We start from the raw sequence: 16,054 nt of genomic DNA, 5'->3' as shown, positions 1-16,054 counted from the left end.
TATGCTGGCTGTTTTTCTCTTAATTCCTTTTTTGCTGATTCGTTTTCCTTTATTAAGTCATTTTGGCAAAAATGCTTTGTCACGCGCAGCTTATTTTGCACCAGTCCAAGGAAAGGAAAAGATAGCTTATATGATTTATCAATTGAGCAATTTAGCCTTGTTCATAACTCCTTTTTTGCTTGAAATTAAGTTTGATTTTTCTGTTTTCTTTTATGCTGGCATAGCTATTTACCTGCTTGGTTTGGCTTTGTGTGCTATCAGTATGAGGGATTTCGCTAGACCAGATGCAAACGGCATGAATACAAAGGGCCTTTATCGCTATTCCCGTAATCCCATGTATGTAGCTTACTTTGTTTGTTTTTTAGGAATAGCTTTTTTGACCAAATCAATGATTTTCTTTCTGATTTTAGTGACTTTTCAGACTGCGGCCCACTGGATTATTCTCTCTGAGGAGCGCTGGTGTCTTGAAAGGTTTGGGAAAGCTTATCAAGACTATCAAGATAGGGTACGGCGTTATATTTAGAATTTTTTTGAACTAATAATTATTTAATAAAGCAGTTAGCATATAACAGAGGTTGTCTTAGTTCATTAGTGGACAAAATTTAAAGATAATCCTCGAAAATCCGTTTTCATGAGATGAAAAAGCTTGCTAAAGAGCTGCAGAAGTGCTATACTTATAGAGTTGACTATGCACATTCCTGTGCAACCGCACGAACATCGTTGCTCGTCGTATAACAAATTTAAACTTCGTCATTATCGCTTTGCCTAACACAAGTTATGCCTTCGGCTCAATTCCTAGTTTATTCTTTGTTATACTTAGAGCTCTTCTCTTAAGTGGTTCGTCCCACGATGCTAGGCGAGTCTTCACAAAATCCGGGGAAACCCTAAAAATCATAGGAGGTGCATAATGAGCACATACGCAATCATTAAAACTGGCGGAAAACAAGTTAAAGTTGAAGTTGGTCAAGCAATCTACGTTGAAAAGTTAAACGCTGAAGCTGGTCAAGACGTTACTTTTGACGAAGTTGTTCTTGTTGGTGGTGAAAACACTGTTGTAGGAACTCCGCTTGTTGCTGGAGCTTCTGTTGTCGGAACTGTTGAAAAACAAGGCAAGCAAAAGAAGGTTGTTACTTACAAGTACAAACCTAAAAAAGGCAGCCATCGTAAACAAGGTCACCGTCAACCATATACAAAAGTTGTCATCAACGCTATCAACGCTTAATTTTAAGGAGATTAAATGATACACGCAGTCTTTGAAAGAGCCGAGGATGGCGAACTGAGGCGTGCAGAAATCACAGGTCACGCCGCGAGTGGTGAATACGGCTATGATGTCGTGTGTGCGTCCGTTTCGACGCTCGCCATTAATTTTGTCAATTCAGTTGAGAAATTCGCAGGCTACGAACCGACCTTAGAATTAAACGAAGATGAAGGTGGATTCTTACGGGTTGAAATCCCGACAGATATTGCACCGAGCCAGAGAGAGATGACTCAGCTTTTCTTTGAATCATTTTTCCTAGGAATGGCAAACTTATCGGAGGACTCGTCTGAGTTCGTCCAAACCAGAGTTATCACAGAAAACTAACACGGAGGAAAAACATTATGTTAAAAATGAATCTTGCTAACTTGCAACTATTCGCCCACAAAAAAGGTGGAGGTTCTACATCTAACGGACGTGATTCACAAGCGAAACGTCTGGGAGCTAAAGCAGCTGACGGTCAAACCGTAACAGGCGGCTCTATCCTTTACCGTCAACGTGGCACTCACATCCATGCAGGTGTCAACGTTGGACGCGGCGGAGATGATACTTTGTTCGCAAAAGTTGAAGGCGTAGTACGCTTTGAACGCAAAGGACGCGATAAGAAACAAGTTTCTGTTTACCCAATCGCTAAATAATTCAGAAATGAATAAAATCCCCTGCTATCAAGCGGGGGATTTTTTATATCGGAACTTTTTACTATGGTGTAACTTCTTCGTCTTTTATATTGACAACGCCATGCCAATTTGCATAATAGGTCTTTCCGTTGTAGTTGACAATAGTTTCCCTATAAAGATTACCATACTCACCAAAGTAATAGTAGTACTTGCCAATCTTATAAAGACCGTTTTTATAAGGTGATCCATCTCCTCCGATGTAGAAGGTGTATTCAGTAAAATCAATAAATCTGTTTTTAACAATTCGTCCGTAATGATCAAAGAAGTATTGCTTGCCGTCAACAGTGTAAAAGTTAATGACTCTTTGTCCTTTGTCATCAAAATAATAGACGTTACCAGTTGGACTAGTATAGAAGGATTTTTTTAGATTCGTCGGAATTTGTTCTGCTGAGTCATCTTGAACTTTGTATGTATAACCAGAGAGGTCCGCTCCGTAGTATTTACCCTCGTGAAGAACGATTCTATTTGTAATTCTTTCGCCAGACTCATCATAAAAAGCATTAGGGAACTCACTCTTAGGGGCTTCCTGAACTTTGATAGGTCCTGGATCATCAAAGATAGTAGGGTCGTCCTCAATGTCTGGTACACTAGGATCGTAAATACCAACTTCACGTCTAGAAGTCCAGTCTGGGATTGACTTGTTCTCCGCTTGGACTGTTCCGGTGGAAATCAAAGCAGCTGCCAAAGTCGCAGCAGAAACGAGTGAAAGGCCCAACCAGTAGCGTCGGTTGAACATTGCTTTGGTGTTCTTTTCTTGTCTCATAGCAAATCCTTTCTATGTAACTGTTAGTATAAGATTAAAGAATCTCATTTTTAACAGTCGGGTTATGTTGTTTCTATAAAATTATACCTCTGTAACATTTCTATAATATTGTAATACTATTTCGTTTTTATAGAGATTATATTACTAATTGGTGATAAAAGCAAACAAGAATTAGATAATATGTAAACGTTTACAAACATAATTTTTTGTGCTATTATAGGGATGAAAGGAGAATGCCTATGATGAAAAGGTATAAATTGCTATTGGTGCTTGCCTTGTCATTACTAGTTTTTTGGCCATTGGGTGCCATAGAAGCAGATACGGCTAATCAGCTGCCGGAACCTGCTAACCAGTCTGAACAAGCAAGTGCTGCAGTTGCAACGGACTCTTCTGATAGTAGTGCAGGGGCTAGGGGCACGCCAAGTCAGGATGGTCAGATTGCTGTAAAAGCTCTGCCGGTCTCAGATGCTCCGTCAGTCGCAACTACTGAAGCAGATGCTTCAAGTCAAGCTGGTAACATGGGGAATTTGTTAGAAGATTCTGCCAAACCAGCGACAGCTCAGTCTGCAGAAGTTTCCTCAGCTGCCAATCAGGCGCAGGGTCAGGCAGCGAGTGATGCACCTTCGGCTTCTAAGAGAGTAAAGGAGCTTGTGGCGGATATGACAATTCGTCAGAAGATTACCCAGATGCTGATGCCGGACTTCAGAAAATGGCAGCAAGAGGGCCAAGCCTCCCAGTCAGATATGACGGAGCTTAATAAAGAAGTGGCAGAAGCGGTTGATAAATACGACTTTGGCGGAGTTATTCTTTTTGCTGAGAATGTGAAGGGAACTGCTCAAACCTTAGCCTTGACGCAGGCCCTGCAGCAAGCAGCTATTAGTAACCAAGCTAAAAATGGCAAGTTGCCGCTCTTACTCGCGATTGACCAAGAAGGTGGTATCGTCTATCGCTTGGGAAGTGGGACTGCTCTTCCTGGCAACATGGCAGTCGGCGCGACGCGAGATCCAGAATTGGCTAATCAAGCAGGTCAAATCATCGGACGGGAGCTATCGGCTCTAGGTTTGAATGTCAACTTTGCCCCTGTTTTTGATACAAATAACAATCCGCAGAATCCAGTTATTGGTTTGCGTTCCTTCTCTTCTGACCCTAAGGTTGTTGCTCGTTTGGGGACGGCTATGATGGAGGGGATTCAGAAATACAATGTCGCAGTAGCAGCTAAGCATTTTCCTGGTCATGGTGATACGGCGGTAGATTCACACACTGGTCTGCCTCTGGTAGATAAATCCTATGCGGAGCTCGAAGCCTTGGAGTTGCTGCCTTTCAAGGATGCTATTGACAAGGGTGCTGATATGCTGATGACAGCTCATATTCAATATCCTCAGATCGAAAAAGACACGGTTATATCTAAGCAAACTGGGGAAACCATTTATATCCCTGCCACCTTGTCTGATGACATTATTACCGGCATTGTTCGCAAAAATTTTGGCTACAAGGGTGTAGTAGTATCTGATGCTATGGGCATGGATGCGATTGCCAAAAACTTCGGGGAATCTGAAGCAGCTATCATGGCAATCAAGTCAGGTGTGGATGTAGTGCTGATGCCAACCGTCTTACGCAGCAAGAGCGATTTGGCCAAGATTGACAAGATTATCAGTGATATTGAGCTGGCGGTTCAGAGAGGCGATATTCCAGTCAGCAGATTAGATGAGTCAGTGACCCGAATCTTGAATCTAAAAGAAAAACGGGGTGTTTTAGACTTTGACCCATCTGAGCGAACTCAAGCTAAGGCAGAAGAAGCCGTTGGCTCAGAGCTGAACAGAGATACTGAACGAAAAATCGCTGCTAGTGCAGTAACGGTAGTTAAAAACGATGATACTGTTCTGCCCTTTAAGGTCAAATCTGGCGATAGGATTTTGCTGTTAGCAGCCTATGACGATGAAGTGCCTGGACTAGAGCTGGGCGTCAAGCGTTTGATAGCCGACGGAGTGATTCCAGCAGGTGTCACATATGAAGCGCTGAACTACAGCAAGACAACCAAGTTAGAAGATTTGAAAGGAAAGATTGACCAAGCGACTCACCTTGTCTTAATCTCTGAAATTGGCCGTCAATCTCAACTGGCCAGCGATTTCTGGCTGACAAGGGTTCCGACAGAAGTCGTGGACTATGCAAATGCAACTGGAAAACAGGCAGCTGTCATGAGCATTTCCAAACCTTATGATGTAGCGAATTATCCTAATGCCAAGGCTATTGTAGCAGTTTATGGAAACAAGGGTATGGATCCAACTGAGTCTCTGAAGCCGGATAATGCCTTCGGTCCTAATATCCCGGCTGGAGTGGAAGTGATTTTCAACGGTCAAAAACATGTTGGAACGCTACCAGTAAATGTGCCGCGTATCAAGGATGGCATCATGTCTGAGACAGAGGTTGCCTATCCTATCGGGCATGGTCTCTTTTATATCGATCCAGTAAAGGATATCAAAGTCAATGTTCCTACATCTGCTCAGCTAGATCAGCCTTTTACAGCTACGGTTACCCTGAGTGGATTAAATGGTCTAGAGAAAAATGACTACCGCCTTGCTCTTAAGATGGATACTAAGCATTTTAGCATTCTCCCGAGTCCAGACTATACCATCTCTGGTGATACTGTTCTGATTTCTAAAAAAGCCAATGATTCTAATCCGGTTGAGATTGGCTTGAAAGGCTTAGTAGAAGGTCAGTTCAGTCCAGTGCTTTCCCTAACCTTGATTGACAGTCAAGACAGAGAATTCAGCATGGGAGAAGGTTATTACAAGGAGCTTATTCAGATTACTGCAGCTAGGCAGAGCATGGTTCCGGGTCAACAAAATCCTCCGCAGTTGAGTTTGCGTTCTGTTGAACCTGTAAGTCCTCGTCGGCAACTCAGTAAGCAGGCAACACAGTTTGGCCAGCTTCCTAAAACAGGAGACAGCAGCAGCTTGTTCTTAACCTTGCTGGGTGCCTTGTTCTTGTTTGGAGTTGTCTATCTGTATGGCTTATCATACCGAAGACTATAAGAAATAAAAGAAAGAGTAAGCATTGTTAAACTTCTAACAGTTTTACTCATTCTTGATAAAATAACAAAAAGGAAGAATCCAAAGCAACTATGCAGTAAAAGCAGATTCTTCCTTTTTTATTTGGAAATTTGCAGAAATGCGGTAAGGGAAAACTTTGTGAGCTTGCTAAAAGTACCCGTCCTTAGATATTTTGCTCAACTGTCATCGGTTTACTATTTACTTTTTATACGTTTTTTGGTATAATAGTTCATGTTATAAAATGTAACATCAAAGGAGGTTCTATCCATGAAAGCATCAAAGTGGCTGATTGCGACTGGAGTTGCACTGAGTGCCGGGCTATTGCTGACAGCTTGTAGCCGGTCTTCATCTAGCACAAATAATTATACTTACGTTTATAGTTCAGACCCTGACAGCTTGAACTATCTTACTACAAACCGTGCAACGACAGGTGATGTCATTTCCAACCTGGTCGATGGGCTTTTTGAAAATGACAAGTACGGGAACCTGATTCCCTCAATCGCCAAGTCATGGACAGTTTCTAAGGACGGTCTGACCTATACTTATAAGCTGCGTGATGATGCTAAATGGTACACATCCGATGGTGAAGAATATGCAGAAGTAAAGGCTCAGGACTTTGTGACTGGCTTGAAGTATGCAGCAGATGAAAATTCTGAAGCTATTTATCTCGTTCAGGACTCTGTGAAGGGCTTGGATGCTTATATCAAGGGTGAAGATAAGAATTTTGACAATGTTGGTGTCAAGGCTATTGATGACCATACCCTGCAATACACTCTGGCTCGCCCTGAGCCTTACTGGAACTCTAAAACGACCAGCACGATTCTTTTCCCAGTCAATGAGGAGTTTCTGAAAGCAGAAGGAAGCAATTTTGGCTCTGTCAAGCCGTCTAGCATCCTCTATAACGGTCCTTACTTGCTCAAGTCTCTGACTTCCAAGTCTGTGATGGAATTTGTCAAGAACCAAAACTATTATGACAAAGACAATGTGACTTTGGATAGCATCAAGCTGACCTACTATGATGGAAATGATCAGGAAGCGCTGATTCGTAACTTCAGCGATGGCGTTTACAGCACAGCTCGTCTCTATCCGAATAGCTCGGGCTTTGCTTCAGTCAAGAAGAAGTACGCGGACAATATCGTTTACAGCCCGCAGGATTCTACTTCTTATTACTATAATTTCAACTACAACCGTCAGTCTTACAATCATACTTCTAAAACAACAGACGCTCAAAAATCTGCCACTAACGAAGCAATCATGAACAAAGACTTCCGTCAGGCTATCAACTTTGCCTTTGACCGTACATCTTATGGTGCGCAAGGAAATGGTGAAGACGGAGCGACTAAGGTCTTGAGAAATACCTTGGTACCGCCTAGCTTTGTCCAAATTGGCGACAAGGATTTTGGAACCGTTGTTGGGGAAAAATTAGTTAATTATGGCAGCCAATGGCAAGGAATTGACCTTTCTGACGCTCAAGATCCTTACTACAATCCGGAAAAAGCTAAGGCGAAATTTGCAGAAGCGAAGCAAGCCTTGCAGGCTAAGGGAGTTGAATTCCCGATTCACTTAGATATGCCAGTGGATCAGTCTAGCACGATTGGTGTTCAATGGGCTAGCTCAACCAAGCAGTCAATCGAATCGGCTCTTGGAGCGGAAAATGTCGTCATTGACCTGCAAAAGATGAGCACAGACGATCTTAATAATATCACTTATTTTGCTAACTCTGCTGCTCAAAAAGACTATGATATGTCTACCGGTGGCTGGGTAGGTGACTACCAAGATCCTTCTACTTACCTTGATACTCTTAATATCAAGAACGGTGGAAGCTTGCAAAACTTTGGATTTGAACCAGGTCAAGATAATGATAAGATTAAAGAGCTAGGCTTGGATACTTATACCAAGATGCTGGAAGAAGCTAATGCTGAAACCAATGATGTGCAGCTGCGTTACGAAAAGTATGCAGAAGCGGAAGCCTGGTTGCTAGATAGTGGCTTGATTATCCCGACTGTTTCACAAGGAGCAACACCGTCTGTTACTAAATCAGTGCCATTTACAAAGGCCTACTCACCAGTTGGTGTCAAGGGTTCAGCCTACAACTTCAAGCTGACCCAGCTTCAGGAGGATGTTGTAACGACCAAAGAATACGAAGCGGCTAAGAAAAAATGGAAAGAAGAAGCTACTGCGGCAAATAAAAAAGCCCAGGAAGAACTTGCTGACCACGTTGAAAAATAAAAACGATTCACTTAGCGAGATTGAGAGTGGGACAGAAATCGGTAATTCGTTAGAATTCGATTTCGTCGTCCCACCTCCGCACAGTTGAGTAGGGCTGTAAAAGCTGATGAAATCAGCGTAGTAGAGCCCACTCAACCACTGCGTCTTGCTCGACAATCCAAAGACAATTGAGAGGCTAGGACTTTTGTCCCAGTCCCTTTTTGAATGACTTGACTAGGGTTTTTGTAGTAAAATAGAAAGAAATACTGGAAAGAAGTGAGACAGATGCAGATAAGTATTTATAGTGCATTACCTGAGAAAGAAAAGCAGGCATTGTTTGAATTAGTTCAAGAGTGTAATAAGGCAGACGGAGGCTATCGACTGCCCTATCTGGATAATAATTATAATGCAGTTCCTGAAATGCCAGCCTTCTTCTTGGCTGAGATGGATGGTCAAACCATCGGCTTTTTATCTGTCTACGCGGATGAACCCGGTCAAGCAGAGGTGTCTCTCTATGTTCTACCGTCGTATCGCCGTCAGGGTGTAGCTAATCAGCTCCTAGCTGCTTTTAGAAAAGTGGCAGATAAGTACGCTTTGACCGAGATTGAGTATGTAGCAGAGCGGGCCTTTTTGAACGATCAACCTGATTATGCTCGGAGATTTGATTACCAAGAGGATGAATCAGAAATCTGGCTGGCACAGCCTGCTCAAACTTTTCCTCTGGAAGAAAAAGAAGGGATAGAGGTCTTGCAGGGAAGTTTGGACTTAGCAGAGGAGATTGCAGACTTTCAGTCCCAAGTCTTTGAGACACTGCTAGATGTTGCTTTGAAATATGCCAGAGAAGCCGTCAGCAGCGCATCCAGCTTGCTCTATATCCTGAAAAAAGATGGTCGGGTTGTGGCTTCAGTATCAGTTGATACGGATTTTGGGACCAATTATTTCTTTGGATTGGCGGTTGATCAAGATTTTCAGGGTCAGGGGCTAGGAAGCTATCTCTTGCTTGCAAGTATGCAGGATTTGAATGAGCTAAATGGACAGGAGTTTCAGATTGTCGTAGAAAAGCAGAATGCCCGAGCTTTGAAACTCTATAAAAAGCTAGGCTTCAAAGAGATGACAGAGGTTGTTTATCTAAAAGAAAAATAGCAAATTTTTCTCAGATTGCTCATTAACTTAAAAGGAGAAACCAGCTTCTTACGGCTGGTTTCTTTTGTTCTGCCTTTGTTTATGGTATAATGAGACGATATGTAAAGAAGGAAAATGTTATGAATATTCAACAATTGCGTTATGTGGTTGCCATTGCTAACAGTGGGACCTTTCGAGAAGCTGCGGAAAAAATGTATGTCAGCCAGCCTAGTCTGTCTATCTCTGTCCGTGATTTGGAAAAGGAGCTGGGCTTCAAGATTTTTCGTCGGACCAGCAGTGGTACTTTTCTGACTCGCCGAGGAATGGAGTTTTATGAAAAAGCTCAAGACTTGGTCAAGGGTTTTGATGTTTTTCAAAATCAATATGCAAATCCTGAGGAGGAGCGGGATGAGTTTTCAATTGCCAGCCAGCACTATGATTTTCTGCCGCCTTTGATTACACAATTTTCTCAGACCTATCCTGAGTATAAGAACTTCCGGATTTTTGAGTCAACAACTGTGCAGATCCTAGACGAAGTCGCGCAAGGCCACAGTGAAATTGGCATTATCTACCTCAATAATCAGAATACCAAAGGCATTATGCAGCGGGTGGAAAAGCTAGGCTTGGAAGTAGTGGAGCTAATTCCTTTTCAGACTCACATTTACCTGCGGGAAGATCATCCTCTGACTCAAAAAAATGAGCTAGTCATGGAAGATTTGGCTGCTCTGCCGACTGTTCGCTTCACCCAGGAAAAGGACGAGTATCTCTATTATTCAGAGAACTTTGTCGATACCAGTGCCAGTTCCCAGATGTTTAATGTGACGGACCGAGCGACTTTGAATGGGATTTTGGAGCGGACTGATGCTTATGCGACTGGATCTGGCTTTTTGGACAGCAATAGTGTAAATGGTATTACCGTCATCAAGCTTCGTGACAACTTGGACAACCACATGGTCTATGTCAAGCGTGAAGATGTGGAGTTGACTCAGGTCGGAGAAGACTTCGTATCAGTTATGAAAGAGTATTTTGCGCAGAAAAAATAAAGTATGAAAAGAAAAATTATTATTCCTTTTGCAGTCTTGGTTCTTATTGCTTTGGACCAGCTGGTCAAGTTACATATTGTCAGCGATTTTAAGCTGGGGCAGGTCAAGAGTTTCATTCCGCATCTGGTGAGTCTGACCTATCTTCAGAATACCGGCGCAGCCTTTTCCATGCTGGAAAACCAGCAATGGCTCTTTACTTTGGTGACATTTTTGGTCATCGGCGGAGCTGTTTACTACCTCATCAAGCACCTCCATGCCTCAAAGTGGATGCTGTCTGGGCTGACCTTGGTGATTGCTGGCGGTTTAGGGAACTTTATTGATCGGATACGTCAAGGTTTTGTTGTGGACATGTTTCAGTTAGATTTTATTAATTTTGCTATTTTCAATGTAGCAGATATGTATCTGACCTTTGGTGTGGCTATTTTACTGCTGATGATTTTGAAGGAAGAAAAAGATGGAAGTAAGAATTGATGCCTCGGTAGCTGGTCAGCGATTGGACAAGGCGGTGGCAGAGCTGACAGACCTGTCAAGGAGCTTGGCTAATGAACAGATTAAGGACGGCCAGATTTTGGTCAATGGACAAGCCAAAAAAGCCAAATACGCTGTCAAAGAAGGCGATGTCATCACCTATGAACTGCCTGAACCAGAAGTAGTCGAATATGTGGCAGAGGATATTCCGCTAGAAATCATCTATCAAGATGAGGATGTGGCAGTCGTTAATAAACCTCAGGGCATGGTGGTCCATCCTTCTGCAGGCCATACCAGCGGTACGCTAGTCAACGCCCTTATGTACCACATCAAAGACCTGTCCGGAATCAATGGAGTTCTCCGGCCGGGGATTGTCCATCGGATTGACAAGGACACTTCAGGACTTCTGATGATAGCAAAAAATGACCAAGCCCATGTGGCTCTGGCTGATGAGCTCAAGGATAAGAAATCCCTTCGCAAATATTGGGCTATTGTTCATGGAAATCTGCCTAATGACCGTGGAGTGATTGAAGCACCGATTGGCCGCAGTGAAAAGGACCGCAAGAAGCAGACTGTGACGGCAAAAGGCAAGCCGGCTCTGACGCGTTTCCAAGTCTTGGAACGTTTTGGTGACTATACTCTGGTTGAGCTTCAACTGGAAACGGGACGGACTCATCAGATCCGCGTCCACATGGCCTATATTGGTCATCCAGTAGCTGGTGATGAAGTTTATGGACCGCGTAAGACCTTAAAAGGACATGGACAGTTTTTGCACGCGCGAACGCTGGGCTTTACCCATCCTCGAACTGGTGAAGTGCTGGAATTTACAGCTGAAGCGCCAGCCGTTTTCCAAGAAACCTTGGAGAAATTGCGACAAGAATAGGTAGGTTTGTTCATTGTTAAAATACAAATTTTTCTCTGACCGTCTCAATCGCGGTCGTTTTTATTTTCCGTAAATCGTGGTATAATAAGACAATCTAGCAGTGAAGGAAAAGGAAATGAAAGCAAAGCGAATCGTATTTAAGGTGGGGACTTCGTCATTGACAAACTCAGATGGCAGTCTGTCACGCGCCAAAGTAAAGGAAATTACTCGGCAGTTGGCTCTCTTGCATGAGGCGGGACATGAGTTGATCTTGGTCTCATCAGGAGCCATTGCAGCAGGTTTTTCTTCTCTGGGCTTTAAAAAGCGACCGACTAAGGTAGCGGATAAACAGGCATCAGCTGCTGTTGGACAGGGTTTGCTTTTGGAGGAATATACAACCAATCTTCTTTTGAAGCAAATCATTTCTGCTCAGATTCTTTTGACCCAGGATGATTTTGCAGATAAGCGGCGTTACAAGAACGCCCATCAGGCCTTGTCTGTCTTGCTGAATCGTGGAGCTATTCCTATCATCAATGAAAATGACACGGTGGCCATTGAGGAACTCAAGGTCGGGGATAATGATACACTGAGTGCGCAGGTAGCGGCTATGGTTCAGGCGGATCTCTTGGTACTTCTGACAGATGTAGACGGACTGTACACAGCCAATCCCTCTACCAATCCAGATGCACGCCGGCTTGAAAAGATTGAGAGGATTAGCTCTGAGCTGATTGATATGGCAGGCGGTGCGGGAACGAGCAATGGCACTGGCGGCATGCTGACAAAGATCAAGGCAGCGACGCTTGCGACCATGTCTGGTGTTCCGGTCTATATCTGCTCCTCACTCAAGACTGATGCTCTGCTGGAAGCTGTGGAGGAAACCAAGGATGGCAGCCTCTTTCTAGCCCAGGAAAAAGGTCTAAAAACGCAGAAGCAATGGCTGGCTTTCTATGCTAAAAGTCAAGGGGAAATCTATGTAGATCAAGGAGCAGCCGACGCTCTCAGAAATAAGGGGAAAAGTTTGTTGGTATCCGGTCTTGTATCTGTATCGGGGAGCTTTTCCTATCAGGATACGGTGACTGTTTATGAAGAAGGCAGTGGAGCTATTCTTGGTAAAGGGCGCGTGCGTTTTGGCAAGTCAGCTCTTAAAGATATGCTCAAGTCCAATAAACCTAAAGGTGTCGTCATTCATCGGGATGACTGGATTTCTCTGACACCGGAGTTGAATGATTTATTTGCAGAATTTTAGAAGATGAGGAAAGGAGAAGCGATGACCTCAACACAAGCAATTTTTGAAAAGATTCAGAAAGTCAAGAAGACAATCAATACGGCCACAACGGCTGAGAAAAACCATGCTTTGGAAGAAATGGCAAAGCAGCTCTGGCTTTCTCGTGCGGATATTTTAGCAGCCAATGAAGCGGATATGACCGCAGCTAAAGGTAAGATTTCAGATGTGATGCTGGATCGCCTCTATCTGGATGAGGAGCGGATTGCGGCTATGGCAGAGGGGATTCGTCAGCTGATTGACTTAGAGGATCCTGTAGGGCAAGTCTTGGAAAGGACCGAGCTTGAGAACGGCCTTGTCATCAGTAAACAGCGGGTGGCCATGGGCGTGATTGGGATTATCTACGAAAGCCGGCCTAATGTCACTTCTGACGCTGCGGCTCTGGCTCTAAAAAGTGGTAGTGCAGTCGTTCTCAGAAGTGGAAAGGATGCCTATCAGACAGCGCTGGCTATTGTCACAGCTTTAAAAAAAGGCTTAGCTCAGACGGAGATTTCGCCGGATTGTATCCAGTTGGTTTCTGATACCAGTCGGGCTTCAGCCCAGGCTATGATGAAGGCCAAGGGCTATCTGGATTTGCTCATTCCTCGTGGTGGCGCCGGACTGATTCAGGCGGTCGTGGAAAATGCGACTGTGCCGGTTATTGAGACAGGTACTGGAATCGTCCATGTCTATGTAGATAAGGATGCTGATCAAGACAAGGCCTTGGCCATTATTGAGAATGCCAAGACCAGTCGCCCTTCTGTCTGCAATGCTATGGAAGTATTGCTGGTCCATGAAGAAATTGCAGCTGAATTTTTACCACGTTTACAGAAGATGCTGGTGACAGATCGTGATGTTGCGCAAGAAAACCCTGTTGAATTACGTTTGGATGAGAATGCAGCTCAATATATCTCTGGAACACAAGCTAAATCGGAAGATTTTGACACCGAATTTTTGGACTATATCTTAGCGGTCAAGCTGGTTTCTTCGCTGGAAGAAGCGGTGGAGCATATTGAAGCTCACAGCACCCATCACTCGGATGCCATTGTGACGGAGAACGATGCAGCGGCAGCTTACTTCACAGAGCAGGTGGATAGCGCAGCAGTTTATGTCAATGCTTCAACCCGCTTTACAGATGGCGGTCAATTTGGCCTTGGCTGCGAAATGGGGATTTCTACTCAAAAATTGCATGCTAGAGGTCCTATGGGGCTGAAAGAGCTGACCAGCTATAAGTACGTCATCCAAGGGACTGGTCAAGTGAGGAAATAATGATGAAAATTGGATTTATCGGTCTGGGAAATATGGGCGGCAGTTTAGCCCGTCTAGTTGCCCAAGATGAAAGATTTAGAAGCGAATTACTACTAGCCAATCGCAGTCGTGAAAAGGCTGAAAAGATTGCTGCGGAAGTTGGTGGGCAGCCGGTCAGTAATAAAGAAGTTTTTGCTCAGGCAGAGGTGATTTTTCTGGGAATCAAACCAGCTCAATTTGCTGACTTGCTGACTGAATATCAGGAAGTTCTAGAAAAACGGGAATCTCTTTTGCTGGTTTCCATGGCTGCTGGTCTGACCTTGGAAATATTAGAAAAATTGACACCTAGCCACCATCGTTGGATTCGGATAATGCCTAATACACCGGTAGCTGTAGGTGAGGGGGTTGTTACCTATAGCTTATCCCAGCAGGCGAATCAAGCGGATGAAGACTTGTTGTGGGAACTTCTGTCTTCTGCTGGCCTTTTAGTCAAACTAGAGGAAAAGCAGTTGGATGCTGCCACGGCCCTTGCTGGCTGTGGACCAGCTTTCGTCTATCTCTTTATAGAGGCTTTAGCTGATGCGGGTGTCCGAACAGGACTCAGTCGCGATATATCCCTGCAGCTAGCCAATCAGACCCTCTTGGGTGCTGCCAAGCTAAGTCAGGTCAGTGGGAAACATCCGGCTCAACTCAAAGACCAGGTCTGCAGTCCGGCCGGTTCGACCATCGCTGGGGTAGCCAGTCTGGAAGAAAATGCCTTTCGAGGAACAGTCATGGATGCCGTTCAAGCTGCCTACAAGAGGACGCAGGAGTTGGGGAGGAAGTGATTTAGATCTTTGATTTTTTGAATTATAGGAAAGGGTGTGACTTGCGAGGATAATTTTTGTCTTTGCAGGCTCACTCTTTTTTCCTTTGTTTGAGAATCAAATAAGTCCTCTCTTTAAAACTGTGGTATAATAAGTACTATGCAAACCAAACCGACTTCTGCTTATGTGCATATTCCTTTTTGTACTCAGATTTGTTATTACTGCGATTTTTCCAAGGTTTTTATCAAAAACCAGCCGGTAGATTCTTATCTGGATCATTTGATTGAGGAGTATGATTCTTACGATATCAAAAAGCTCCGTACCCTCTATATCGGTGGAGGGACTCCGACAGCTCTATCTGCGCCTCAATTAGCCTTTTTGTTGGAAAAGCTAACGGACAAGCTGGACTTGTCTTATCTTGAAGAGCTGACCATTGAAGCCAATCCCGGGGATTTGGATCAGGAGAAGATTGCTGTACTCAAAGCCTCGCCTGTCAATCGGGTTTCGCTGGGCGTACAGACTTTCAATGACCGCATGCTTAAGCAAATTGGCCGCAGTCACTTGGAAAAGGACATCTACGAGAATATTGCCAATCTCAAAAAAGCAGGTTTTGATAATATCTCGATTGATCTGATTTATGCCCTGCCCAAGCAGACCATGGAAGATGTGAAAACCAATGTAGCCAAGGCTATTGCCCTGGACATTCCCCACATGAGTTTGTACAGCTTGATTTTGGAAAATCATACGGTCTTTATGAATCGGATGCGACGAGGAAAGCTGCCTCTGCCCAAGGAAGATTTAGAAGCAGAGATGTTTGACTACATTATAGCTGAGCTAGAAAAGGCCGGCTTCGAGCATTATGAGATTTCCAACTTTTCCAAGTCAGGCTTTGAGAGCCGCCACAATCTCATGTACTGGGACAATGCGGAGTATTATGGTATTGGAGCGGGAGCGTCTGGCTATGTCGATGGTGTTCGCTATAAAAACCACGGGCCGATTCGTCATTATCTGCAGGCGGTTGAAGCGGGCAATGCGCGAGTACAGGAAGAAGTGCTGACGCTGAACGAAAAGATGGAAGAAGAAATGTTTCTAGGACTGCGCAAGAAGTCAGGTGTTTCTAAAAAGCGCTTCGAGGAAAAATTCGGTCTTTCCTTTGAAGGCCAGTACGGAGCTGTTGTGTCTGAGCTGACTGAGCAGGGCTTGCTAGTGCCAGACAGAGATATCGTGCGCATGACCAAACAAGGCCTCTTTTTGGGCGATACGGTTGCTGAGAAATTTATATTGGAGTAAA

Annotated in this window: 15 protein-coding genes; 14 read left to right on the top strand and 1 reads right to left on the bottom strand. The window is 44.1% G+C overall.

The genetic code is table 11. The annotated features are described in order from the left end of the window. Position 1 precedes the first annotated feature (1 nt). The 4 genes from FFV08_06830 to FFV08_06815 all read left to right on the top strand — a co-directional run bounded on the left by FFV08_06830 (position 2) and on the right by FFV08_06815 (position 1,893). A complete protein-coding gene (locus FFV08_06830) occupies positions 2–523 on the top strand; it encodes an isoprenylcysteine carboxylmethyltransferase family protein (protein QLB52356.1) in 522 nt (173 codons plus the stop codon). 384 nt (positions 524–907) lie between these two features. Next, positions 908–1,222, top strand: a complete 315-nt coding sequence (gene rplU, locus FFV08_06825; GenBank protein ID QLB52355.1) for a 50S ribosomal protein L21 — start codon at positions 908–910, stop codon at positions 1,220–1,222. A gap of 15 nt (positions 1,223–1,237) precedes the next feature. Then, a complete protein-coding gene (locus FFV08_06820; GenBank protein QLB52354.1) occupies positions 1,238–1,582 on the top strand; it encodes a ribosomal-processing cysteine protease Prp in 345 nt (114 codons plus the stop codon). 17 nt (positions 1,583–1,599) lie between these two features. Further along, entirely contained in the window at positions 1,600–1,893 is a 294-nt protein-coding gene (locus FFV08_06815; protein ID QLB52353.1) for a 50S ribosomal protein L27, read from the top strand. A gap of 61 nt (positions 1,894–1,954) precedes the next feature. Here the strand turns inward: FFV08_06815 and FFV08_06810 are convergent, their stop codons facing one another. Then, positions 1,955–2,695 carry a hypothetical protein gene (locus FFV08_06810; GenBank protein QLB52352.1) on the bottom strand — a complete coding sequence of 247 codons (741 nt, stop codon included), beginning with the start codon at positions 2,693–2,695 and terminating at the stop codon, positions 1,955–1,957. A gap of 239 nt (positions 2,696–2,934) precedes the next feature. Here FFV08_06810 and FFV08_06805 point away from each other — a divergent pair, with 239 nt between their 5' ends. The 10 genes from FFV08_06805 (at position 2,935) to FFV08_06760 (ending at position 16,053) form a co-directional block, all read left to right on the top strand. Continuing rightward, entirely contained in the window at positions 2,935–5,727 is a 2,793-nt protein-coding gene (locus FFV08_06805) for an LPXTG cell wall anchor domain-containing protein (GenBank protein QLB52351.1), read from the top strand. A 285-nt stretch (positions 5,728–6,012) separates the two neighbouring features. Then, positions 6,013–7,974: a peptide ABC transporter substrate-binding protein gene (locus tag FFV08_06800; protein QLB52350.1), complete on the top strand. Its 1,962-nt coding sequence runs from the start codon at positions 6,013–6,015 to the stop codon at positions 7,972–7,974. 255 nt (positions 7,975–8,229) lie between these two features. Continuing rightward, positions 8,230–9,096 (top strand): GNAT family N-acetyltransferase, encoded by an 867-nt coding sequence (locus FFV08_06795; GenBank protein ID QLB52349.1) that lies wholly within the window; start codon positions 8,230–8,232, stop codon positions 9,094–9,096. Positions 9,097–9,215: 119 nt separating this feature from the next. Continuing rightward, a complete protein-coding gene (locus FFV08_06790) occupies positions 9,216–10,118 on the top strand; it encodes a LysR family transcriptional regulator (GenBank protein ID QLB52348.1) in 903 nt (300 codons plus the stop codon). A gap of 3 nt (positions 10,119–10,121) precedes the next feature. Then, entirely contained in the window at positions 10,122–10,589 is a 468-nt protein-coding gene (locus tag FFV08_06785; protein QLB52347.1) for a signal peptidase II, read from the top strand. Beyond that, on the top strand, positions 10,573–11,469 hold the full coding sequence (locus FFV08_06780; protein QLB52346.1) for an RluA family pseudouridine synthase: 897 nt from the start codon (positions 10,573–10,575) through the stop codon (positions 11,467–11,469). The genes FFV08_06785 and FFV08_06780 overlap by 17 nt, the downstream gene beginning before the upstream one ends. Before the next feature lie 115 nt (positions 11,470–11,584). Beyond that, complete coding sequence (locus FFV08_06775; GenBank protein QLB52345.1) at positions 11,585–12,694, top strand: glutamate 5-kinase; 1,110 nt, start codon at positions 11,585–11,587, stop codon at positions 12,692–12,694. Positions 12,695–12,715: 21 nt separating this feature from the next. Next, positions 12,716–13,978: a glutamate-5-semialdehyde dehydrogenase gene (locus tag FFV08_06770; GenBank protein ID QLB52344.1), complete on the top strand. Its 1,263-nt coding sequence runs from the start codon at positions 12,716–12,718 to the stop codon at positions 13,976–13,978. 2 nt (positions 13,979–13,980) lie between these two features. Beyond that, positions 13,981–14,784 carry a pyrroline-5-carboxylate reductase gene (gene proC, locus FFV08_06765; protein QLB53282.1) on the top strand — a complete coding sequence of 268 codons (804 nt, stop codon included), beginning with the start codon at positions 13,981–13,983 and terminating at the stop codon, positions 14,782–14,784. A 138-nt stretch (positions 14,785–14,922) separates the two neighbouring features. Next, positions 14,923–16,053, top strand: coding sequence for an oxygen-independent coproporphyrinogen III oxidase (locus tag FFV08_06760; GenBank protein QLB52343.1), 1,131 nt, complete (start codon positions 14,923–14,925; stop codon positions 16,051–16,053). Position 16,054 lies beyond the last annotated feature (1 nt).

This window comes from Streptococcus sanguinis, from assembly GCA_013378335.1.
In the GTDB taxonomy this organism is placed as follows: domain Bacteria; phylum Bacillota; class Bacilli; order Lactobacillales; family Streptococcaceae; genus Streptococcus; species Streptococcus sanguinis_I.
The sequence above is the reverse complement of the archived record's forward strand: the minus strand, read 5'-3'. Positions and strand labels throughout refer to the sequence as shown.

Excerpts from the sequence above, each read along its gene's own strand:
- FFV08_06830 (QLB52356.1), top strand. The coding sequence starts at position 2 with ATGCTGGCTGTTTTTCTCTTAATTCCTTTTTTGCTGATTCGTTTTCCT.
- rplU (QLB52355.1), top strand. The coding sequence starts at position 908 with ATGAGCACATACGCAATCATTAAAACTGGCGGAAAACAAGTTAAAGTT.
- FFV08_06820 (QLB52354.1), top strand. The coding sequence starts at position 1,238 with ATGATACACGCAGTCTTTGAAAGAGCCGAGGATGGCGAACTGAGGCGT.
- FFV08_06815 (QLB52353.1), top strand. The coding sequence starts at position 1,600 with ATGTTAAAAATGAATCTTGCTAACTTGCAACTATTCGCCCACAAAAAA.
- FFV08_06810 (QLB52352.1), bottom strand. The coding sequence starts at position 2,695 with ATGAGACAAGAAAAGAACACCAAAGCAATGTTCAACCGACGCTACTGG.
- FFV08_06805 (QLB52351.1), top strand. The coding sequence starts at position 2,935 with ATGATGAAAAGGTATAAATTGCTATTGGTGCTTGCCTTGTCATTACTA.
- FFV08_06800 (QLB52350.1), top strand. The coding sequence starts at position 6,013 with ATGAAAGCATCAAAGTGGCTGATTGCGACTGGAGTTGCACTGAGTGCC.
- FFV08_06790 (QLB52348.1), top strand. The coding sequence starts at position 9,216 with ATGAATATTCAACAATTGCGTTATGTGGTTGCCATTGCTAACAGTGGG.
- FFV08_06785 (QLB52347.1), top strand. The coding sequence starts at position 10,122 with ATGAAAAGAAAAATTATTATTCCTTTTGCAGTCTTGGTTCTTATTGCT.
- FFV08_06780 (QLB52346.1), top strand. The coding sequence starts at position 10,573 with ATGGAAGTAAGAATTGATGCCTCGGTAGCTGGTCAGCGATTGGACAAG.
- FFV08_06775 (QLB52345.1), top strand. The coding sequence starts at position 11,585 with ATGAAAGCAAAGCGAATCGTATTTAAGGTGGGGACTTCGTCATTGACA.
- FFV08_06770 (QLB52344.1), top strand. The coding sequence starts at position 12,716 with ATGACCTCAACACAAGCAATTTTTGAAAAGATTCAGAAAGTCAAGAAG.
- proC (QLB53282.1), top strand. The coding sequence starts at position 13,981 with ATGAAAATTGGATTTATCGGTCTGGGAAATATGGGCGGCAGTTTAGCC.
- FFV08_06760 (QLB52343.1), top strand. The coding sequence starts at position 14,923 with ATGCAAACCAAACCGACTTCTGCTTATGTGCATATTCCTTTTTGTACT.